This window comes from Enterococcus malodoratus, assembly GCF_027659535.1.
Taxonomy (GTDB): Bacteria; Bacillota; Bacilli; order Lactobacillales; family Enterococcaceae; genus Enterococcus_A; species Enterococcus_A malodoratus.
Genome location: NZ_JAQDPG010000014.1, coordinates 1 through 22684, shown reverse-complemented (window position 1 = coordinate 22684; position 22684 = coordinate 1). Strand labels below are relative to the sequence as shown.

General features: G+C 38.4%; 24 protein-coding genes and 1 tRNA gene. All 25 read right to left on the bottom strand.

Going from position 1 to position 22684, the window contains the following annotated elements; all coding sequences use genetic code 11:
- Positions 1 to 6: 6 nt before the first annotated feature.
- Entirely contained in the window at positions 7 to 1812 is a 1806-nt protein-coding gene (locus PGP85_RS18785) for a BppU family phage baseplate upper protein (RefSeq protein ID WP_270328856.1), read from the bottom strand.
- The gene (locus PGP85_RS18780; protein ID WP_178982193.1) at positions 1813 to 2856 is read right to left on the bottom strand and encodes a hypothetical protein; all 1044 of its coding nucleotides are present in this window, start codon (positions 2854 to 2856) and stop codon (positions 1813 to 1815) included.
- Positions 2856 to 3875, bottom strand: coding sequence for a phage tail protein (locus PGP85_RS18775; protein WP_270328855.1), 1020 nt, complete (start codon positions 3873 to 3875; stop codon positions 2856 to 2858). Before PGP85_RS18775 ends, PGP85_RS18780 begins: the two co-directional genes overlap by 1 nt.
- Positions 3876 to 3883: 8 nt before the next feature.
- Positions 3884 to 4705, bottom strand: a complete 822-nt coding sequence (locus PGP85_RS18770; protein ID WP_270328854.1) for a phage tail domain-containing protein — start codon at positions 4703 to 4705, stop codon at positions 3884 to 3886.
- Entirely contained in the window at positions 4706 to 10918 is a 6213-nt protein-coding gene (locus PGP85_RS18765) for a phage tail tape measure protein (RefSeq protein ID WP_270328853.1), read from the bottom strand. It abuts the gene before it with no gap.
- A gap of 194 nt (positions 10919 to 11112) precedes the next feature.
- Positions 11113 to 11433 carry a phage tail assembly chaperone G gene (gene gpG / locus PGP85_RS18760; protein WP_270328852.1) on the bottom strand — a complete coding sequence of 107 codons (321 nt, stop codon included), beginning with the start codon at positions 11431 to 11433 and terminating at the stop codon, positions 11113 to 11115.
- A gap of 60 nt (positions 11434 to 11493) precedes the next feature.
- Positions 11494 to 11835 carry a hypothetical protein gene (locus PGP85_RS18755; protein ID WP_270328851.1) on the bottom strand — a complete coding sequence of 114 codons (342 nt, stop codon included), beginning with the start codon at positions 11833 to 11835 and terminating at the stop codon, positions 11494 to 11496.
- Positions 11836 to 11907: 72 nt separating this feature from the next.
- Positions 11908 to 12495 (bottom strand): major tail protein, encoded by a 588-nt coding sequence (locus tag PGP85_RS18750; protein WP_270328850.1) that lies wholly within the window; start codon positions 12493 to 12495, stop codon positions 11908 to 11910.
- A 77-nt stretch (positions 12496 to 12572) separates the two neighbouring features.
- On the bottom strand, positions 12573 to 12983 hold the full coding sequence (locus PGP85_RS18745) for a hypothetical protein (protein WP_270328848.1): 411 nt from the start codon (positions 12981 to 12983) through the stop codon (positions 12573 to 12575).
- Positions 12980 to 13384, bottom strand: coding sequence for a hypothetical protein (locus tag PGP85_RS18740; protein ID WP_270328901.1), 405 nt, complete (start codon positions 13382 to 13384; stop codon positions 12980 to 12982). The genes PGP85_RS18745 and PGP85_RS18740 overlap by 4 nt, the downstream gene beginning before the upstream one ends.
- Positions 13377 to 13751: a head-tail adaptor protein gene (locus PGP85_RS18735; RefSeq protein WP_144774870.1), complete on the bottom strand. Its 375-nt coding sequence runs from the start codon at positions 13749 to 13751 to the stop codon at positions 13377 to 13379. Before PGP85_RS18735 ends, PGP85_RS18740 begins: the two co-directional genes overlap by 8 nt.
- Positions 13714 to 14016 (bottom strand): head-tail connector protein, encoded by a 303-nt coding sequence (locus tag PGP85_RS18730; protein ID WP_270328847.1) that lies wholly within the window; start codon positions 14014 to 14016, stop codon positions 13714 to 13716. The genes PGP85_RS18735 and PGP85_RS18730 overlap by 38 nt, the downstream gene beginning before the upstream one ends.
- A 77-nt stretch (positions 14017 to 14093) precedes the next feature.
- The gene (locus PGP85_RS18725; protein WP_270328846.1) at positions 14094 to 15209 is read right to left on the bottom strand and encodes a phage major capsid protein; all 1116 of its coding nucleotides are present in this window, start codon (positions 15207 to 15209) and stop codon (positions 14094 to 14096) included.
- A 25-nt stretch (positions 15210 to 15234) separates the two neighbouring features.
- Complete coding sequence (locus PGP85_RS18720; RefSeq protein ID WP_270328845.1) at positions 15235 to 15942, bottom strand: head maturation protease, ClpP-related; 708 nt, start codon at positions 15940 to 15942, stop codon at positions 15235 to 15237.
- Positions 15923 to 17080 (bottom strand): phage portal protein, encoded by a 1158-nt coding sequence (locus PGP85_RS18715; RefSeq protein ID WP_216430923.1) that lies wholly within the window; start codon positions 17078 to 17080, stop codon positions 15923 to 15925. The genes PGP85_RS18720 and PGP85_RS18715 overlap by 20 nt, the downstream gene beginning before the upstream one ends.
- A 22-nt stretch (positions 17081 to 17102) precedes the next feature.
- Positions 17103 to 18746: a terminase TerL endonuclease subunit gene (locus PGP85_RS18710; RefSeq protein WP_270328844.1), complete on the bottom strand. Its 1644-nt coding sequence runs from the start codon at positions 18744 to 18746 to the stop codon at positions 17103 to 17105.
- The gene (locus tag PGP85_RS18705; protein WP_090408789.1) at positions 18743 to 19102 is read right to left on the bottom strand and encodes a hypothetical protein; all 360 of its coding nucleotides are present in this window, start codon (positions 19100 to 19102) and stop codon (positions 18743 to 18745) included. The genes PGP85_RS18710 and PGP85_RS18705 overlap by 4 nt, the downstream gene beginning before the upstream one ends.
- A 130-nt stretch (positions 19103 to 19232) precedes the next feature.
- Positions 19233 to 19544, bottom strand: a complete 312-nt coding sequence (locus PGP85_RS18700; protein WP_270328843.1) for an HNH endonuclease — start codon at positions 19542 to 19544, stop codon at positions 19233 to 19235.
- On the bottom strand, positions 19545 to 20111 hold the full coding sequence (locus tag PGP85_RS18695; RefSeq protein WP_270328842.1) for a hypothetical protein: 567 nt from the start codon (positions 20109 to 20111) through the stop codon (positions 19545 to 19547).
- On the bottom strand, positions 20111 to 20302 hold the full coding sequence (locus tag PGP85_RS18690; RefSeq protein WP_270328840.1) for a hypothetical protein: 192 nt from the start codon (positions 20300 to 20302) through the stop codon (positions 20111 to 20113). Before PGP85_RS18690 ends, PGP85_RS18695 begins: the two co-directional genes overlap by 1 nt.
- Positions 20296 to 20499, bottom strand: coding sequence for a hypothetical protein (locus PGP85_RS18685; RefSeq protein ID WP_270328839.1), 204 nt, complete (start codon positions 20497 to 20499; stop codon positions 20296 to 20298). Before PGP85_RS18685 ends, PGP85_RS18690 begins: the two co-directional genes overlap by 7 nt.
- Before the next feature lie 48 nt (positions 20500 to 20547).
- Positions 20548 to 20730: a hypothetical protein gene (locus PGP85_RS18680; protein ID WP_270328838.1), complete on the bottom strand. Its 183-nt coding sequence runs from the start codon at positions 20728 to 20730 to the stop codon at positions 20548 to 20550.
- A gap of 551 nt (positions 20731 to 21281) precedes the next feature.
- Positions 21282 to 21354, bottom strand: a tRNA-Asn gene (locus PGP85_RS18675).
- A 249-nt stretch (positions 21355 to 21603) separates the two neighbouring features.
- A complete protein-coding gene (locus PGP85_RS18670; RefSeq protein ID WP_270328837.1) occupies positions 21604 to 22122 on the bottom strand; it encodes a hypothetical protein in 519 nt (172 codons plus the stop codon).
- A gap of 26 nt (positions 22123 to 22148) precedes the next feature.
- Positions 22149 to 22607, bottom strand: a complete 459-nt coding sequence (locus PGP85_RS18665; RefSeq protein WP_270328836.1) for a hypothetical protein — start codon at positions 22605 to 22607, stop codon at positions 22149 to 22151.
- Positions 22608 to 22684 lie beyond the last annotated feature (77 nt).

The following is a 22684-nucleotide window of genomic DNA, read 5'->3' as shown; positions in this document are numbered from 1 at the left end:
TTCCTCCTATTCTTTCCCTACCCAATAAACGCCGTTGCAGGTGAACCATTCGTTGGCTACGAAGACACTGCTCGCTTTTATATTTTTAGTCCCATTTTCCACAAAAATTCCTTTGGCGCTATCATTTCCAGCGCTACCAACGAGTATACCATTGCTGATAGTTGCAATCATTGAATTTGGTAATGACGAACTAATCATCGCTAAATACGCAACACCCGTTTTAAACTTAATCGACCCTTCAACTACGACTAATGAGCCATGCAAAATAAAATATAATTTACCGTCGGCAATCACACTCGACGTTGTTGAGTCAAGAATAAACACACTGTGATCATTCTTGCTCACAACCAAATCATCATTAATCATCAATCCATCTTTAAAATTTTTGATGCCGCCGATTGTCTGATTTCCAGCAATCGTAACAGCTTTTTTATTAATCTGTTGTGCAGTTCTGAGCGGTGTCATCGCTTTGGCGTTATCCGTTCCTGTTTCGGCCTCTAGCTGAGTCGCAAGATTTTCTACGTGATTGGCCGCGATCAAATACTTAATATGTTCGTTTGCCGACAGCTCAATCACAATATCAACGTATGCATGATCTAATTTAATCTGAGAAGGCGTTGATCCATCACTTTTACCAGCGTAAGCTGTAGCGTGTATTTTTCCATCTAGTGAAATGAAATCAGCATTAGAGTTTGATAGCGTATGATTTAAATCTTGAATTGAACTACTTGTATTGTAACCACCACCAACTGACCAATTGGAATCATTAACATATGTTTTTAGTAAAAGACTATCACCGTTTGCGGATAAACCTGAGCCAACTACATGAGAACTCATTGATTTAACAATGTTTCTTGCAACTAGAACATAGTCCTCAGCGCTCTGCACACCATGATCAATAAAATATTGCTCGCCAACAAAATCTCGAATTAGTGGTAAAACATCGTACGACAAAAGTTCTTGAGCTATTCCATCTCTTATAGTTATACTACCGTTCATATACTGCTCATCCAATTTTTCTAAACCATCGTATGCATTTTGAGAGTTTTCGAAAAAATTCGTACTATTCGGAAGTAGTATAGAAGTATTAGCATTACTGAACTTACCGACATTGCGATTTTCTACTAAGCTATTTACTTTTTTACCAACAAAATCGAGCCTGATTATTGTTCTTACTTTCTCTTTTCCGAATATTTGATAGACCACGTTAGCGGAACTTTCGGCTTTGGTAAATACATCATTATCATCTAATTTTTTTCTGATTTCAGCGATTTTAACATTAGCTGTTGCTATATCATTTTTTACTTTAGTTACATCTGTAGTCAGACTATCAAGTAATGCTTTAGCTTCTAGTTTGATAGTAGCTATTGTTTGATGATATTGCGCCATGATCTCGTTAAATCCTTGCCAGTAATAGTCTTTTAACTCAGGAACATTCTCATCTATTGGGGATCGTTTAATATCAAACGTAAACCGTCCAGCGGTATCGAGTGAACGCGAATCAGGTAACTCAATATAAATTGACCCCTCTACGCGACCAACGTAGCCTAAAATATTATCTTCTAGAACAATTGATACAATTCCATTTACCGCATCCTCAATCACTGCGTGATAGATGTGCCGTCCTCCATTAAATACAAGGCAAATCGGCACAATCGTTCCTTTGGCCAGTGTTTGACTGACAGTACCTTTTTTAAGCTGGAACAACAGCTTCGCTGTCCCTTTATCATGCGACCAGAAAACGACTCCAGTTGTTATCGGATCAGTGGCTTCTGCTTGAATGACGATGACTTCTTCTTTTGTCTTAAACAATTACAACACCGTCCCTTTAGTAATAATTAATCCATTACCCTCAGTTTTTGTTGGAGTCGCAGCCACAGAAGAAAGATTCGAAGTTCTGACAGTCGCGGTACTAGAAATTACACCTATCGAATTGCCCAATCCGTTTGGACTTTGGAAATTTAGGTCAGCCATTAAGTTTGCTTTAGCCATTACATTTTGATTTACAAACATACAATTGTATACAGACATTTGACCATTACCACCGACATAGAGAGCATTGTGGTCAAAGGATTTTGTATTTTCTCTAAAACCACATCTGTTAACTGAAAGATATCCTCCTTGCTCACAAACAATTGACATTTTTGTAGTAAATGTGTTTTCTACATTTACTTGATCAACTAACTCTAAACCGTATAAATTAAAGTAACCTTGGCAATATATGAATCCAATCGATCTGACTTTAACCGGCATGATATTTGTTTTAATATCTAAACTGTCAACATTTTGAATAGATCGAATGTGAATTACTGCAGCTGAACAGTTAGAAATGCGTACGTCCTCTAAATAGGTTCCATCTTCAATAAAAATAGTTGTATTCGAGCGATTAATGAGAGGTATTTGATTAACAGCTGTTTGAATCGTTCGAAATGGTTTTTCTTGTGTTCCGTCACCAGCAACATCGCTTCCTCTTTCTTTTGAAACATAAATAGCGATATTTGAACCCGCTGCATTATAGAGCATTCTTACAACTTCGTTCAATTGCGAAAGCTGGTCTTTATTATCTGAGATTTGTTTATTCGCTAATTCGATATCCAAATCATGCGCATTCTCAGCGTTAAGTAGGCGGTCTTCCAAAGTATCGAATGTTTCACCTTTATTATTCACACGCGCATCCACAATTTCGTTCGGTGAATCTCCACCACTATGCAAGACAACATTATCAATGCGCTTATTCGTAACATCGATTTTCTGATCTTGATCACGAGTGATTCCGTTCAAAATATCTACATTTTCGTTAAATGTCTTTTTCCATTCTGACGAAATTCTATTTTTAATGAGTTTAAGTAATTCCATCAAATCACTCCTTTCTTAGCTAAATTAGCTAATATTGATGTCATTGTTTTCTTTGTATTAGACAAAGTGATTTCAGGCGGTTTATTAGGTAGTGCAGGATAGGTTTTTATACCTACAATTTGAATGTATGTCTTTATATTCAATGGTTCATAAATAAAAGGCACATAATCTCCCTTTCGCGGAGTAATTCGCCACTTTAACGTGACTGATCCGCTGATTGACGGATAATCCTGTAAGTCTTTTTTTAGCCGTTCTGTCATGTTCACAGCTACTGTATAGCGTTCATCTTCCACAGGATCTTGAATACGGATGCCCCATTTTTCTGATTCTGGGGAGGTGTAGGTGATTGGAGAAAAGTAATAACTTCCATCATCTTTTTTCTTACCAAAACCTCTAATTTGAGTTTTTAGCGCATACGTATCAATATCAAATTTCACTGAATCAGTGTTGTATTTGTATCGAATTTGTTCTTCTATTTTTTCTCCGTGCTCTGCACGTGGATAAAACGTCAAACGCTTGTTATCAGGAATAACAACAGCGTCATAATCACTTAATATTTCTTCGATTAGTTTCAGATAATTCGCGTTGCCAAAATTCTCTTGTTCCACCGTTAAAAATTTCTTGTTCGGGTCCACAACTTCCCAAGTAAACCCACGAGCGCCAGCATTAAATATGTGTGTTAGCAGCTGACTAATTGACCTCGTCCCTGTCACCGTATCGTACTGTCGCCCGTCCTGGATCGTGTAATAAATATGAGTAGCAGTAATGCTCTTAGTTACTTTTGCCCCTTCGCCAGAAGTCGTCATAGATTTAATAACGAATTCTTGACCATTGAATAAAACAGAATTTTCATAATCAACAAGGTCAAAAGCATAACTGTTTACTTCTGTCTTAGTAACATCTAAGCTAACTTCCCACGTTTCATTCTGTTGCCAATTCTCAAAAAAAGAGTCCTTATCATATTCGACAAGGATCTCCCGTTTTGTTTTTTCATAATTTTGAATGATGATATCTGTCATCGTATCACCTACTTATACAGATAACGGAAATCCCATGAAGATTTCACGTTTGCAACATTTTGAATTTCTATCTCGTTAATACCAGGTGCTAGGGTGATTAATTCAAGATTGGTATTGATTCCGCAATGAACCCCATTCAATTTAGGATACACACGGTCTAGCGTGACAGTCTGTCCTAAATTTGTTGAAAATTCAGGATAGTAAATAAATCGATCGCCAGTCGTTCGGTTGAAAATTGTGGCATTGCCCAGCGACTCACCTTGAAGAGTGATTTTCAATGCATGTTCTCTTGAATCAATCGCAAAGTCTCCAGCATTAAATACTTGGAAACGGCTTAGATCAAAACTGTACTTATAATCCGCAGCTTCAAGATTTTGTGAGAACTGCCACTCATTCGATAAGTTAAATTCTGACAGTGTGGTTGAGAGAGATTCAGAACAAGCACTAGGAACATCGAAGGTGATTTCTATAGTCGAATAATCATTTTCTTCTTCAGTAAGTTCAAAATTAACTGGGTTCACTCTAAACCTTTTTCCTGGACTCAGTTCATGTGTCACATAATACTGAAAACCAGGAATAAAAATTTGATGTAGTTCTGATACAATCAGTTCTTTGTCATATTCATTTTTATAGAATATGTCAAAAGTAAGAACTAACTCGAAAGGACGAAAGGAGGCATATGATTCTCTGCTTCCATTCGTCCCCTCAAACTCTTCATACTTAACTTCGTATATAGGAGCTTGTCTTTTAATCTCCTTGCATACTATTTTATCTTTAACTTGTGGGTCAAATATTTTCCCATTCTGGTTAAACAATAATTTATAAAACAATTAGAAGCCATCTCCTATCGTGTAACCTAATTTATTTAGATCGTTACCCATCAAATCGTTTGCGGCTCTCCCAATTGATTCCTTAGTTATTCCACTTTCTTTATTCAATATCGCTCTCAAAATCCTCATCAAATCACTGTGTTGTTTTTGTTGTTGCTTAATCAGTGCTACTAATTCTGCTGTATTATCAACTCTTGCAGACTGTTTCGAAGTGTTTTTATTATCCCCCGATAAGAAAGCCAAAGCCTGACCCATCAGTTCAATAGCTCTTGTTTTTCGAGTCAAAGGAATAACCATCTCTGGCTTGTTACCTTCACCAGCTCTATAAAGACCATCTTTACTTATTAAGCCCCCATTTTCGTAACCATGTCCTCGGCCGATTACACCCAACATATTAGCGCCGTATCGATTTTTAGCATAACGGATTGCTGCCAACATGTTATCAAAACCGTTCATAATATTACCGTGTCCTGGAAAAGCATTTGCAGCAAAAGTTCCTGGTTTAGTCTGTAATAATCCAGTTGCGTTTCCGTCAGCCAGACCATCATTACCTCCAATTGCTGAAGGATTTCCTCCTGATTCGGTCTGAATCTGAGACATCCAGGCATTCACATATGCTTGAGAAGTAGGCAGTCCATTCATTTTCAGTGCTTTCTTAATAGAAGGACGCCAGCGTTCAACAGAAGCCCCACTTGGCGTAGGAAGTCCTCCTGCCACGTCCGTTCCAGCTTTAAATATGTTTCCTGATCCCAAAGAACCGTTCAAATGAATATGATCATAATGATCGCCATCTGGCCAAGGGACCCATTGTCCTGTTGCAGCTTGGCCTGACATTCCCACACGGTCACGTACCCTACCATTCGTAATCACATAAGCAATCTGTTTAGGGAATTTCTCGAAGGCCCAATTTGCTGCTTCCGTGTATCTAGGGCTTCCGTAAGGATAACCCGAGATATCTAACGCTTGATGCTTACCATGCCAATAAGGATCTCCCGGTCTATACCCAGAAGTGATAGTTAGTCCTCCAAATTTTGACATAACTTTTTGTGCAATATCCACTAAGTATTGGTATACATTATTGGCATTCATAGCTCCATCAAAACTGCCACCACCAAACGAATCTTCAACTTGCTTTTGTGCAAAAGGATAAGCCGCGCTTGTCATTAACTTAACGCCATCTTTTGTCATTCTCTTCCAAGGTTCCGCGATACTATTGTAGTCAATTCTTTGGTCTACAACTTTCCTAAACGCTCCCTCATCATCAATCAAATCAAAGATATCAAAGTCATCCGTTCCATTGGCATAATGCGGAATATCGAAACCTTTCTTTAATTTCTTAGTAAGACTTGCATTCAGTACTTGCGCCCCTTTAGGAAGGTTGACCAATAGATCCTTTCCTTTGGCAATAAAACCACGGCCATCAGGCATCTGAACATACTCTTCATGAACAGGCCCTTTTTGATCGTTGATCATTGCTAATCCGCCAGGGTGTCCGTCTGTTCCCTTTGAATATTGTGGAACAGTCCAGTTTCCTAATTTCTTGTCTGATTCAACCTCTTTTAAAACATAATTAACGCCACCGATAACACCATTAACACCTTTACCAATCCCACCGACCATTTTGTTTGCGACACCGTTCATGGTTGCCGAGAGAGAGCCACCCATTGAGTTTAACCCGTTGATTAGCGATTGCATCAGATAGTTTCCGGCGCTGTAAAAACCGCCGTTTTTGGAACGGAGATTATTAATTGAATCATTTCCCAGCTGGTTAACTCTTGCAATAAACGATCCATACAACGAGTTCCAACCGTTCAAATTATTCTGTTGCCATGCACGACCATTGTTGTACATAGGCGCATTGTAACTCCGAAGAGTTGTCATCGCTTGGTTACAGAATGTTTTGATTAGATTGATAAATGTTCCTGTTAAACTGTTCCAACCATTCATCAAGTTTCTATTCCAAGTGACACCCTGCAAATAATTTGGATTATTTTGATTACTTAATTGAGTCAGATAATCAGATATAAACACAGCTTCGGACTGCATATACATTGGAACGACTGAGTTCCAGCCATTCATAAGATTAGTCATCCACATTGAGCCGATTGGAGCGTATTGTTCGCCTTGCTCAACCAGTTTATCTGGTGTCAATGCTGTTAAATCAGCACTTACTTGTGTTCCAGAAATAGTTGAATTTTCAGTCATATTGCCTACAGTGTTAGCGCCTGATTGAACCGAGTTAAACGTTAAAATCAGATTATTGATTGCCTGAATCAACTCGTCTATTTTTGTATCTGACGTGATTACTTCTCCAATACCTGCTGCATAGCGAGGTATTAACTTAGCCGTTTGAGATGCTTTTAATACTGAAGAGCCACGAGGTAAATTAAGTAAAGTGTTACGCTCTTGTGGAACAAATGCATTTCCATTTGGAAGTTTGACAAGTTCTTTATACTTGGATCCTATTTGGTCATTGACTAATGCTAGGCCACCTTTGTGGTAATTAGTACCCCGAGCGTAATTACCAGTAATCAGATTCCCTTTTTCACCCATTTTTTCCTTGATTTTGTCCCAGGTACTATCAAGGAACGCAGTGAATTTGAAGCTAATTGTTTTGTCTTGTAAAGCTGAAACTTGTTGATAAGATCCTAAAGCTTTTTCAGCGTTTGGTGTCACATCATCTTTAGCGGTCATTTTCTTTTCTGGGATTTGAACGCCGTTATAAACACCTAATTTTGTTCTAGCTGTTTCTTCTTTATTTAATAAATCAGCATTATTTGCAGTTAAAACTTTTTGTTCTGGATGATGGTTCTTGTTGTATTCATCAATTTCATTCTTAGCTTTTTCAGTTTTAGTGACAATCTCGTAGTTATCACCATACATTTTTTTAAGTAACGGTAATACCTGATTGTATTGTTCGGTACTGATTGTTCCATCATTGAGTTTCGTTTTTAAATCAACGTTATCCGCAAGCATATATTTAATGTTATCTGGAATTTGAGTCCAAGCAGTATAGGATTCATTTGAAGCAAATATCTTTTCTGTTAAGTCTGTATTGTCAGCTAATAACTTTTTCTGATTTACTGGTAGAGTATTCCACTGGTTGATTTGCTCTTGTGTGGTAAATAATTTATATACCGCATCCGCATTGTCAATACCTAACGTTTTTCGATCTAAGACATATTGGTTCCACGCACCCATAGCATTGATAGTTTCATAAAGCTCTAGCTTTGCTTCATCGCCATTGACCAATAACATTTTTTCGGTCAACCACAACTGATCCCATTTACCGGCTTCCCCCATAGCAATTGCAACTTCTTCTTTGGCATTAGAAGTTAGTTTAGCTTCCTTAACCATAAATTTGAGCTGATTCCATCCATCATCAGTCTGAGCGATTTCAGTTAAAACATCAGTCATGTTTGTTTTAACTTCACCAGTCTTAGGATCAAGACTTAAAGCGTTCCATTGCATATCAGCATCGGAAGTTCCTTTTGCGAATAAGCTTAGGTCTTTAGTGGTATCTTTGACACTGCTAGACACTAATGCAGTCACTTCTTCAACGTTGTATCCGTACTTTTCCCATTTGAACCAAACCGAATCTAATGAAGATCCTGATTTTTCAGTAAGATTACCAAGAGCCGTAATCATTTCACTAGTGCTTTTCTTATAATTTTCTTTTAAATCGTCCAACAATCTTTTTCTGACAGATGAGCTGAGGGTCTCGTTGCTTTCAATCTCTTTACGTTGCTTGTCATAAGAGGTCTTTTCCTTATCCAAGGATTTTTCTAACGTTTTAATTCGTGTACTTACTTCTTTTTCACTCAGCTTCGACAAATCATCCTGATAAGCTGTTTCGATTGCCAACCGCTGCGACTTAGTAAAACCAGCTGCTTTCAATTGATCATCGGATAAGTTAGCGTACGACGCTCTGATATATTGCATTTCTTGATCAGATAATTGTCGATTATTATCAGAAGCATTTTTGTATATTCCGTTAATCTTATCGATTTGTGCTTTAACCGTTACGGCTGTTTTCTCATCAACTTTTTTCTGCGCGGCAATAACTTGCTCATACCAAGCTTTTGTTTCTTCATCCAAAAAGCTTAATTTAGTAATCTTCTCACGACGTTTTTCTTCTTTTTCTAGCGTTCCTTCAATCGCGTCTTGAATACCTTTATTTGCCTTTTTGATTTTTTCAGCATTGGTATTTACACCGTCTTGGTACTCGTTCATATACTGAACGCCTTTTTCTTTTAACTCGTTCGATTTTGTGATTACTTTATCTTGGGTGCCAGTAACTTCTGTACCCCACTTGCCACCAGATAATTGGTAATCATCATAGGCCTTTTTACCTACAACTACAGCACCAGCTACCGCTCCTAATGCTACCAATCCAATTCCAATTGGCCCTGCCAAACCAGCAATAGATGCCCCTAACCCGGCCACACCACTTGTTCCGGCAGCAGTAGCAGAAGCAGTCCCTACTGATGCAACAGTCGTACTAAATCCTGCAATTGCTTTCTTCTCAGCTGCTTTAGCGGCTAAGTCTACAATCCCGCCAGTCAATTTGCCTACAGCGGATTGAGTCTTACCTATTACTGTAGCCCCGGTGCCAAGTAGTTTTAATGTTGGACCGGCAGCGGCCGCCATAAGCCCCCATTTGAGAATGTTCTGTTGAGTTTCATCATCCAACTCAGAGAATTTGTTGATCAACTGAGTTGCTTTCTCAAGTATAGGTGTAAACACTGGAAGCAATTTCTCTCCAGCAGTAATGGCCAAAACATTTAACGATTCTTTAAATCGGGCTACCTTATTAGCTGGTAAATCATTCATTGATTTTGCAATTTCTTTAGTAGCCCCGTTAGCGTTATAAGTTTCTTTAGTTAACCCTTTTAACGCGTCACCGCCTTGCCCAACTAATACGTTCATTGCTGATTGAGATTCGGTACCGAACGCTAAAGCAATGGCAGATGTACGTTGTGCATCCGTCCAACCTTCAGTGTTTTGTTTAATCTTATTCAGCATGTCTGGAAGAGTTAACGTACCATTTTTAAACTCATCTACAGAAATACCTAGTTTTTCAAATCCGGCAATGTTTTGTTTTGATGGCTTCAATAAACGAGTTAATGCTCCACGTAATGCGGTCCCAGCTTTTTCTCCGCCGATACCGGCATCACTGAGTAGACCGATTGCAGAAGCGGTTTCTTCTACATCCATGCCTAAGCTATTCGCCACTGGGCCAACATACCCCATTGCTAGTCCTAAATCTGAGAAACCAGCAGAAGTTGCATTAGCCACATAAGTCAACGCATCCGTCACACGTGTTGCGTTCTTAACAGTACTATTGTAATCTTTGCCTTTTAAATTAAACTGACTGATTACCTCAGTAGTTACATTCATTACATCGTTGAAGTCATCCCCGGATGCTTTGGTAGCATCTAAAATAGAAGGCATTACACCAAGCGTTTGATTCGCGTCATAACCTTTACGAACAATTTCTGCTAAACCAGTATTTATTTCAGTAGTAGAAACACCATATTCCTTCGCCCATTTTTTCGAGCTATCAGACATCTGATCTAATTGATTGCGATATTCGGTTGTCATTTTCCCACCGTTGGTCAACAATGGACCAATTTCACCAATTTGAGTTTGAAAATCAACAGCCTTCTTAGTAGCCAATCCAAACCCAGCAGCGATCGGCGCTGTAACAGACATGGTCAATGTGCTTCCTATGCTAGACATTTTTTTACCGAAAGATTCAATTTTCTTTCCTGACTTAATCCACTGATCAGATTGTGCTTTAAGTTTTCCGGTTACGCCTTCTGTTTCTACCTTCATGCGGGCAATTTGTCCTGTAGTAGTTTTCATCTGAGCTTCATAACTAGCAGACTTGGCAATCGCTTGATTCAATTCATTTGCATATTTAGCAGTGGAAGTCGTTGCTTTACCATTTGCGTCGAAGCTTTTATCATACTGAGTCTTTAACTTACTCATGTACTTTTCGTTAGAGCTAAGCGTTTTGCTAAGTCCGTCATATTTGGCTTGCAAAGCACCCACTTTGTCGCCTGAGTAATTCATCACTTGCATCTGGGCCTTCATAGCCTTTGTGTTATAAGCGACGCTTTTTTTAGCACCTTCTAGTCCTTTAGAAAAGGCGGAACTATCCAAATCCAAAATAACCTTCATATTTCCAATTGGTTTTCCGTTTGCCATAATTTTCCTCCTTTCCTAAATAGATTTGACGAAGTCTTTTAGGTCGACTTCTTTAGTCTCTTTACTTACTTCTTTAGTGCAAACCACTTGTATGAGTCTTTTGTAGCTCGTATTTTCAATACCTTGAACTGTCCATCCTGCTTCCACGAGCGATCGATACAAACTTAGAAGGTTTTCTTTCGCTTCAGTCGGCGTTACTTTTTTTCATCTGTTTCTGCAGTTTCGTCATAGCCTAAAACATCCATTACTGTAGCGTTAAGAGACGGAAAAACTTCCAAGTTAGATAGTCCCGCTAAAATACTATCTCTAGTAACTTCTTTAGTATCAAAAAGTTCGACATTAAAACTAATCAATTCTTCCAACTGCTTTCTAATTGTCATGTCTTTTGCATACATCTTTTCTTGACACTCTAAAGCTTTCATTACATCGCCAGCTGTTAATGACTTCTTTTCATATAGGGTTTTCTTTCCATCTTTTCCTTTTAACGCTAAACTTGTTTTTTCTACTTCTGCCATCTATAATTTCCTCCTAATATTTTCAAATAAAAAAGAGGACTACTACAGTCCTCTAAAAACCTATGCTGGTACTAATGCAAGCAAATCTGATTTAAGCGTCTTTCCGGTGTAATCAATACCATGTGCTGTCAACCATGCTTTTATTTCTTCAACGGTATTCGCATTTGTTGGCTTTACATCTCCTTCAGGATCAAATCCGGATGTTTCCGGTTCTTGCTCAGCCAATGTCTTAAAGGCTGGAATATCAACTTTCATCGATTCAACATTATTAACCAACCGAGTTGCTTGATAGTCTCCCTTTGCTACTTGTGTATTTGCTGCAATACCAGTGATAGAAAGAGGGCTTATGCCCTCCACTACTTTTGTTCCATCTTTTTTATAAATTCTAAATGTATCTACCACACTCATTCTCCTAACTTAATGCGATTGTTGCCCCTGTTGTCGTCGGGGTAACTGTCCCAACGACTGGGCTTGTTACTCCCCCGCTGGAAATACCAATGCTTTTAGCGCAGTGATTTTTGTTTCGTCATCTCCGACAAACTTAACTAAGGATTGTCCTTTAGCATCACCGTCTTTGTCATTAGTAATCGCAGCGAATACATATTCTTCCGCTTCAGGTTCAAAAGCATCGTTCGTTGTTGTGTTAAGGTTAATCGCTTCACGACTGAATTTTCCTTTAAACAGTCCAAGCATTGCTGTTTCGCCACTTAAATCCTCGGATTCCATTAAAACAGCGCAATATGGAGGTTCTGTATCTTCTCCTAAGAAGCTAAATCCTTTTGTATCATCTGTTTTATACCCAAGAATTTTATCATTAACTCCTTCGGGTAAATCTAGTAATCCGAAGCTTGCCGAAATATCCCCCGTACCTTTTTGAGAAATGTAATATGGAATATTGGAGCCATATACCTTTGTAGCTTCTTTTGATAGGCCACTAATTTCAGCGGATACAGTTGCCCCTTTATCTTGTTTACCTTCAATAACAAATTGATTAGCTGCTGGAATTTTACCGTCCTTATCAAAAATTCCGATTGTCATTTTTTTAAATCCAACTGATGTCAATATAATCACTCTCTTTCAAATTTTTTAGCAACAAAAAAAGACACGAGTTTTCGTGTCTTAATTCCTGTTATTCTGTTTTAATATTGTGTATCGTAAATTCGTGTATTACCGTCATATCGTCGAGCGTCTACATAACGTTTCGTCTCCGAAAAGTATTCGTCTAACCCTTGACCATTCACTTGGCCAAAGCCAAGCTTCTTCATCTCTTTTTTAATTTCATATTGCATTTGTTTGCATGTTGCTCTGTATTTAGACTCAACATCAATTTGTATTAGATGTTCAATAGAAAGTTCTTTATCGCTTCCGTGATAGGCTTCGTTTGGGACGTCAACAGGTCTAATTGTGATGAACGCCCCAGTCTTATCCGCCGTTTCTGGCTGTTCATAATACTTGATACGATATTCTTCTGTTTCATCATTGAACGTCATGTTTTTGATGTATTCATTGTTACACAGCAATTCATAGATATTACCAAGCATATCTTTCATAGGTTTCTCTTTACCTCCGATGCCACTGTCTCGAAGTACACGGGTTCAGAATTCTTTAACGATTTTGTAATGACGCCAAACCCGCGTGGTTTTATTTGACGACCGTTTCTCGTATATCCCCATTCATTCAAATGAATAATCCTGTAACGCTGATGGGGTCCATTCCACCCTATCTCAGCCTCAGCTTTGTAGTTTCTGTACGTTGCGTTTTTACGCACGACTTCATCAATCGTGTAGCCAGTATCTTTGAAAACGAGCATGTCAGATTGTAGTCGTTTCTCGACTTTTTCAGCACCGGAATTGATAGCTTTTCGAGCTATTGACCTGACTTTCTTGTCACCTAGACGGTTTTCAATCGCTCGTAAGGTCTCATTTACGCCTTTAAAATCAACATTATTCATCGCCATACACCGCTAATAAAATCGTGATGAATCGGTTGTCAGTGAAATCATTTCGAACGTCAACGATGTTCCAACGAATGCCTGAATATCTCCGATCCATAACCTCCACATAATGCTTGTTTGAAACAATGTAGTCAGTTTGCGGATCTCTAATCGTGAGAGTTACTGCTTGTTTAGTCGTCTTTGAGTTCAAAATTTCCAAGTCTTTCATTGAGGGGTTATAGATCTCAGCAAAACAATTAAAAATGGTTTGCTTTTCTTGCTCGCCTGGCTCAGGGCCTTTATGCGGTCGATATTGAAAAAATTCAACAGGTGTTCTCATAGCTCCGTTATTGACTTTGGGTTTCTGGTACTTCATCTTTTCCATCAACTCCCTCTTCATAATTCGCTAAAGAGACAGCCATCAATTCCGATTGAAAGTTATCATTGAAAAATTCTAACGAATCATTGTAGACATATCGGCTGCGTTCAATCACGAGTTCTCGAATTTCAGGATTTGAAACATTGTCAGTCCCACACCATCGCTTAACAGCTACTTTTGAACTTTCCAAAATATTTTCTAAGTTGTCGTCGTCAGCAGCATGAAAGATTCGCATCCGCGATTTGAAATCTTTTAGCAATTTCTCATCCAATAGAAACGCCCCTTTCTATTGCAGTGCAATTGTTGCTCCGTCGCTTGTCGGTTCAACATTAATAACTGCGGGGGACTCTATTTTCCCTCGGATACTTTTAATCCCCAAACAGCCGCCGCTTTATCATCTTTAGCTTTCCCATAAGCAAACTGTTTAGCAGTGTATAAATCCATGTCTTCAATCGCTAATGTTTGATCGTATTTACGTAAAGTAATGCCCCCACCAATATATGCATCGTATCGGCCGTTTACGAACGTTAAAACTTTTTCAGTTGCTTGCGCTAATGATTCAACAATTTTCAAATTGTAAGGTAACGCAGTTACATATACTCCTTGCGCATTTAATGAAGTATATTGACGTTTGACATCCCAAGCATCACTAGGATTAACTACCATGACAACTTTTCCATCTACAGCAACTGCGTGACCTTTTTCGTCAGTTGAATGATGTTTGTAAACATTCGTTAGTTCTTTAACAGTCGTTGCTGAATCAGCAAATGTTAAATCGCCCATTGAAGTTTTTTCTGGATAAACACCACCAGTAATGGCTACACCTTCTTGAACTTGACGATTTAAACCAATCGGCTTGTCATTTCCATCTCCTGATAAAAAAGCAGCCTCTAAAGCCACTGCAAAAGCTTCATCAATTTGAGTAGCCACAAATGATTCAATCCAAGCTGGTCCGAAGTCTTTCAAATCCTTAGGCACAACTACAAACGCCGTCAATTTGCTTTGAATTGCTTCTTCTTCGCTAAATGCTGCATCTAACTGACCTTTGATCTCGCCGAAGATTTTACCCCATACAGCAACACCACTTGTTTCAGATTTCAAGAATTTCAATCGTAGCCCTGCGTTTACTAAACCGATTTCAGCTAATAGTGGATGGGCAGTAGTTAAGTTCTCAAAGATTCGATCAATTGTTTCTTGCGGTAACAATTTTTCTTCTTTATAACCGACGTCTGTGCTGATAGCATTAAAAAATTTGCGCTCACGAGCAGATAGTTTCGCATCTGCCGGATTTTCAGCAATTAACCCTTCTGCCTCAGCACGCGCTTGTTTTTTTGCTTCGTTCAGCAATTCATCGAGCATTGCACCGTATAGTTCATTTTGTTTTTCAGCTGGCTCGTTATTATTAACAGCAGCTAAAAAGTTGTCACGAATTGTTTTGAATTCGTTTGATAGTTTCATAGTCATTCAGTATGACCTCCTTATTTTTTTATTAAAAAAAGAACCGTTTCAAACCAGCATTTTCTGGTTCAATCGATTCTTGTTTTTCAGTATTTAGTTTTTCCGCTACTTTGTTTGCCAATTCATCTAAATCAAACTGCGGTTTTAACTTTTCTGCTAATTTTGAAATCGCGTCTGGCGGAATAACCGGCGAGACACTTGCTACTAGTAAAGGTGCTTCGGTGCTTTCAAACATGACTTTATCAGCAAAACCGTTTTCTACTGCTTGTTCAGCGGTAAGCCACGTTTCATGATTCATCAACTCAAGCAAATTTTCTCTTTCGAGGCCCGTCTTATCGATATAAGCATTTGCAATCGACAGATTGTAGTTCTTCAGCACTTCTGCTTTGTGAGCTAACGTTCGATGATCGCCAGCAGCATCGCTTGAAACATTATGAATCATAATTTGAGCAGTCGGACTGATTTCAATTGTGTTTCCAGCCATTGCAATCACGCTTGCGGCGCTTGCAGCAATACCTACGATTTTCACAGTTACGTCACCTTGATAAGCCCGCAAAGCTGTATAAATCTCACTGCCTGCATATACGTCACCACCTCCCGAATTAATCACGACCTCTAGTGGTTCGTTGTTTTCGGGTAAAACAACGTCACGCGGTGCTGTGCTATCCATTTCGAACAAATCGTAGATCCATTTTTGATTGTTCGAAATAATCGTTCCTTTAATTTCCAGTTTCGTCATCTACTTCCTCCCCTCCTTTCGCTGCCTTCTCATAGTTTTTGGTGATGTAAAACTCGTCACCACCATCAATACTTTCATAATCGACTTCTTTTCGAATCTCATTTCGATTGAATCCGCCACTTGAAATTAATTTATCTACCGCATCAGCCAGATCGAAAATGTCTTTTTTGTCCACGCCTACAACTTTGATTTCCGTCCCATTAACAAATTCGGTTTTATCAATGATTTTTGCGTTTAACTCATCTTCAATTTTTTTATTCAATGACTTCAAACAATATTTATTCAGTACTGTTTGCGCACTTTCTAAATCTGCTAATTCACCATGCAAGATTGTAGAAGGGATACCTAAAATATCAGCGACTTCATCCACGAACTGTCGTTTTAGCTTTTTTAGTTCATCAATCGACTGATTCGTTTCTCCAACTGTATTTGTTAGTTCGTTGTACTCGAGTCCGGCTTGCACCGGGACAATTGCAATAGATTCTTTGCTGAATTTCGCATAAACCTTATCAATATACGATTGCGCTCTCTTTTGTAACTTGTCATCAAAACCGCGACCTTCTTTACCAGTAACAGTTGCTCTAATCTGATGGTTGCGCATTGCCACTTCAACCATGCGATTGTAGAGAGAGGCATAGTCTTCATACAGGCCACGTACATATCGACTCAAATCATTGTTGTTATACTGGAGAAAAATTACTTCACTCATTGGAAACTTTCGTTTGAACTCATACCCTTTCAACCACACGCTTTCGAAATAATCTTCGTACAATGCATATTCTTTTCTGACATAACTTTCTGCGATTAATAATTGGTCATCATCAGACAAAACAATTAAAACCTCATTTTGCGTGATCAACTTATAAACGACTTGTTGCCAAAATGATGATGCAGATTGGTCTAAATTCGGTCTGACGTTCAGCAAATACGTCCATTCATTTTTAAGCGGTTGCCCATTTTTTCGAATCCTAAATTCTGAACGCCCAAAAGACCGAGCTAAAAACTCAGCACACGTATCGATGGCTAGGTGTTTCAAGTAAAGTGTATGGTATTCATCGATTAACGCATCAAAATCATAGCTTGATTCAATCTCTGAATTTTTTTTGAAAATATCAAAAAACGATTGAAATACTCCCATTTACACACCCCCCTTCACTACTTTAAAAGTCCCAATTTTCCATCATGTCAAAAAAGCCTTCTAAATCAACATCTTGAATTTCTTCTCGTTTATATAAAGCCGCTAAGAAGGCATGAAAACCATCTGTCTTTCTACGGACTGGTTCTTTTTTCAAGAATGTTTTATTTCCTGATTTATCTACTTTTGCATAGCTGTTATTTGTGTACCATCGCATCGATGGATCATCGCCAAAAATAAATTTTTCGTTCGCAAAACCATCTTCAATAATTGGCGCCACTTTCGATTGCACGCCACGAATATTTCGAATAAATTCATAGTTATACCCTTCTTTTTCAAGTAACGGTTGCAGTAAATCCATTCGGTAACCATCCGCGCACACCATTTCAATTTGATACAGTTCACGCTTTTCGTTCAACCAATCAATCAGTAGTTGGGGAGAAATAGACGGCGCGTCCACAATTGTGAATATACCTTTGTCCGTCCATTCTTTTATCGGTGCTTTAATTTTGAATGTATCTAAGAACTCTTTCCGTGCAAAACTATGCTGCATCCAAATAAACTTCTCTTCACGTTTAAACAACAGCCCAACACTCGCAAAATCCCGAATTTCGGCATAGTCAAAACCAGCCACACATGATTTTCCTTTCAAATCACCAATAGGTTGATCGGTAGCCATTAATTTATCATGTGTAGTGATATCCGTTTCCATGTCGCCTTCTGTAAAATTCATCCGTTTTACAACGAACTCACGGCGACCAGAGGGTTCTTCTTCTAATTTCAAGTATTCATCCATAACCGCTGAATACAGGCGTTTTGCGTAGGATGATTCTTCTTCAAACATCGGATTCGCTTTCGACCACAATTCTGGCTTGTCCATTTCTTCGATCGTGTCCAGTTTGCATATAAACGGGAATAAACGATCATTCTTGTTTTCACCAGTAAAAATTTTTTGTGCTCGTTCTAATGTTCGGTCATAAAAACCTTCTCGAACATGCCCGTTTGTACCGTTGTAAAATGTGCGTGGATGTTTGATTTTCCCTAATCCACTTCGCTGGATATCAACAATATCCGAGTTTTCAAACATATGGATTTCATCAAATTCAAGACAACCATCACGGGCGCTATCCATGGTTTTAGGATTATTTGTCCGATAACTAAAGATAGAATTCGTAACTCGGTTCGTGATTGCCATTTTTGTCAGGTAAAATTGCTGTTCTAAACGTTTTGCTTGAACGGTTTCGTAAACTTCTTTAAAACTCACTTTCCCTTGCTTTTCGGAATTGGCTGTAATCGTCACATCGTAGTTTCGAACTCCGTAAAGTGGAGAAATAAAAAACGAGTCTCTAGCTGACATAAAACCATTTTTACCACCACCGCGTGCTATCGAGTTCAAAATTTCATTAAAAAACACCTCGTCATCTTCTTTTTTGTAAAGAAAAATGAAAGGTGTCATGAATTTTTGATACTTTGCTAAAGGAAAAAAATTTTTCTCAGCATATAAAATAAATTTTTGAATCATTTCATTATCGAAATATAAATCATCTCGGACCAGAACTTCTTTTTTTAAATACTCGACTAGTTGAATGCGTTCCTTGTTAAAAGGGATAGCACCTCGCTCGTACAAGTCCACGTATTCGTCAAAAAAATATGGTTGTAGCAACGTCATAAGAGATCACTACCATCCAAAGCTGCAGTTGTAGCTGCTTCTCGTTTTTCTTCTGGCAAATAGTCTGTTAACTGCTTGACAATTCGCTGATACGATTGATCTCGTGCATTATATTGTTTAGCAACTGGCCGCTCCCTTTCGTAAGGAATCTGATTTTCTGACTGTGAGAATAATTCATAATCTCCTTTTTCAGAAATATCAATCCACATTTCATCTAACAAAATTTTTAATCTAGCTGCTTGAGTTACTAATCCAGAAACGACTTTTTTCTTGTCATCTGCAAGATCGTAAAATAAGTCATTCAATCGTTTTTCCTCAGCTGCTACTTTTTCATTTCTGATTTTTAAATCCGCCATCCAATCACTTCCTTTCTTCTGGGGAGGGGGGTTATACGCGTATCATCAATAGATCTGTGGAGTTGACCCATCCACCGGTTTCCAAAATTTTTATTTTTAGCCAAAATATTTCGACCGGGGGTATGATTTCCTACCACCATTCATCATCAAATTTTTTCTTACGTTCTGCTCCGCGATAATTCATACGACTATGCCGTTTATTGTGGCATTCTTTGCATAATGTTCTTAGATTATCTATATCAGTAGCAAGTTCTGGATGATATTCAAGCTCTTTAATGTGATCCACTTCCAAGATAGCATCATTAACAGTTGTAACCTTGCCCTCTTCTTTACACCACAGACACTCGTAGTGATCACGTTCCAGTACTTCTTGCCTTAGTCGCTTCCACTCGCTTGATGAATAGAACTTAGCTCTATCTGCTTTAGTTGTTACTTCAATCATCTACATGTCCCGCTTGTGTCCAATGATCTTCTTATCGAGGTACTTATCATTCGATGTTGAGTAGTATTCGATGTTGATGTCATTGGCTGAATCATCAGGCCACTCTCCGGTCGTCCTGTAATGATACGAGATATCTGCCAAAGCTTTAGGCAGCTCATCCAACCTCTCACCTTTGTAATACACTTCAGGGACCGAATCAGTATCCTTCAGTTTGATTTCTAGTAGGTTTGCATTACTTCTATCATCTAACGCCAGTTCATCAATCCTCTTTTTGATCTGTTGCATTACTTTTCTTCTTGGCTCTTCTGTCATTGGTACTACTATCTCATAACCAGTAAACTCGCAAGTAAAGCGTTCAATAGCATAAGCGTTTTGAAGTGGCTTAGCATTAAGAACAGCTGGACGATTAGCATAGTACCGGTCTACTAATAACTTCCCTATAGGAATGGCATCTAAAGCCATATCTGTAAATACAAGGACATCAGGATAGGCATCCTTAACCTTTCTTCCCGTGTATGGAGATGTCACTATGTTGTATCCTTCTTGAATGTAATCTACTAACCTCATTACTCTTCCTCCTTAATCCACTTAAAGAACTTTAACCACGCGAGCGTCTGCTCCTTGCTGCTACCATCAGGATAGCTATGAATCTGAGTCTTCAATACATGTATAGCAACATCATCTACGGTGTATGTGTCTGGTAACTTATCTCGTGCATGGTTGAAACACTGCTGCAAGTATTCAAAGTATGTCACCACAACCACCTCTTTATGTTTGCCTGTATATGTTCATCCTTAAACCAACCAATACCAATGAGAACCAACTTATACTGATCTATCTCTTGTGGTGTTGCTTCATCTGTCAGCTCGACTATCGTGTAGCGTTTAGCTATCTGGGCAGACATTGAACGTTGCGGATAGCATCCACACAATGACAAGTACCAGTAGTTTCTCAATTGGATCAGTCCTTTCAAATAAATAAAAAGAACACTCGGGTGAGTGATCTATTCTTCAGTATTTTTGAACTCAATATTAAGTCTCACCTGGAAACTACCGCCTAAGTCACAAGTAGTGAAATCAACATCTGTTAATTCATCAACCTCAATCTGACTGATTAATTCCACCGCTTTGTCTAAAATTCCCTTTTGAATAACTGATTTATCAACTTTTACTTTAATGTCTTCCATCTGAATTCCTCCTGTTAGTAAAATAAAAAGACCGCCGGAGCAATCTTGATTATTAATCCCATCCCCATAATTGGGAATATTGAATTAACAGTTCTTCAATTCTTTCATCTGATAATTTCATATTTTCATCGTTATAGTAATCTGATAATTTTATTGCCATTAATGACCACCTCAAAATAAAAATCAGACTAACGCCACAAAAGCTCGCTAGTCCTACAAACAATGATTTGTTTTTTCCTTATGTATTACGACCGTAAGTGGTCCGCATTGTTAAGAGGCGTTTGCGGTACTGGTATGTATTAAGCAACCTACTCCATTATGGAACCCACTGTTACTCCATGCCTGGCAGATGGGAATGCTCGGTTGCTACACCATTAGTTTAAATTTCAGCTGGCACTAATGAGCCTCCATCAATGCTCCCCTAACCTACAACTGAGAGCGTCCCACGTCTGAGATAGTATTCTATGCCTTTTAACTGAGTCCCAGCACGCTGGTAAATGCAGCCAATCAATCGGCATCCGATAAGATTGATTGTTTCCGTAGGTTCCGTACTGACACGATCAGATTCGAACTGATGACTTCCTGATTAACAGTCAGGTGCTCTACCAACTGAGCTACGCGTCAAAAATATGATAAGACGGCACGTGAACTTTAAACGAAATGAAGCTTTTCAACTCCATTCATCATTTATTTTTTTGTGTGCCGCCAATGAAATCCACCAAGCTAGACGTATATATGTTAAGAGGTATAAGGAGAAACTTCATGCCAATAAAGTTAATTTGAGTCGTCTGCTTGATGGATTATTTAAACTATTTCACTTTACTATTATATATCTTTGATTGTTGCATCGTGGTGCGCGATTAGTGCATGAAATTACCAGTAATTAAGCATATCCACTCCAAAAAGAATAACTGATAGATCTTTAATGGCTTCCTTGCAATTTCTATTGATAGTCGTTCGGTCCTTATTAAAATAATCTGCTATTTCTTGATCGGATTGCCGATTTTCATTTATATACTTTCGCATGATGATTTGATACCGTCGTCGCTCCTCTGATGAGTCAGAATTTTTGCAAACTTTCTCATATACTTCTAGCGCATAATCTACATGATCCATTAATTTAACAGTTTTAGCTTTATTCTGCATTAACGCGCTTAGATCGAGCCAGTTGTGATTCCAAAACGTATCCTGGTCAGCTTCTAACTGTTCTTTCACGCTATTTGTATGACCTTTTAGCTTATGGTAATAACGGAGTAGCAGTGATGTATTATGCTCAGCGTACTTTTTAAATTGCTTCCTTTCTTCTTCGCGGTCCTTTCGAATTGAAATTACAATCCGCTCAATCAATTCATCTAATTGTTTTTCAGATAATTCGTTAACTCTCGTCTCCAATAATTTGCCCTCCGTTGTTCAATTAATTATTTCCCAAAATATAGCCACCATTTAGCTACTGAAACGTCAATCTTTTTCTCTTTAAGTTTTTTGATTTGAGCATTATTTTTGTTGTATACGCTGATTTGCTCTTTGACTAAAGAATCTGATTTTAACTCTGGATACAACGACACAAGCGTCATAGTGTCTTTTGACCTAGCGGTTTCAAATGTATTATCTTCATGCTCCATGTATTGTTTAACTAGTGCGTCGACTTGTTCTTCTATATTCCTGTTTTCCGTTTGATACATCGATATTTTTTGATTGATGACTTTACCAGAAGCCACTTCGTCCATGTTAGCTACTACAGTTATTCCGAAAACTATCGCTGATACTAATCCCAAGATTAATAAAATATAGCCCAACAGATCGTAATCCCACTCATTCATTAACAATATTCCAACAACCGTAATTGCAATACAAATAATTAACAACAATGTTGCCATTCAAATTCCTCCTTGATAGGCGACGTTAGCGGATCTCTTTGACATACTCCTCAACTTCTTTCCAGTAGTGCTTACTG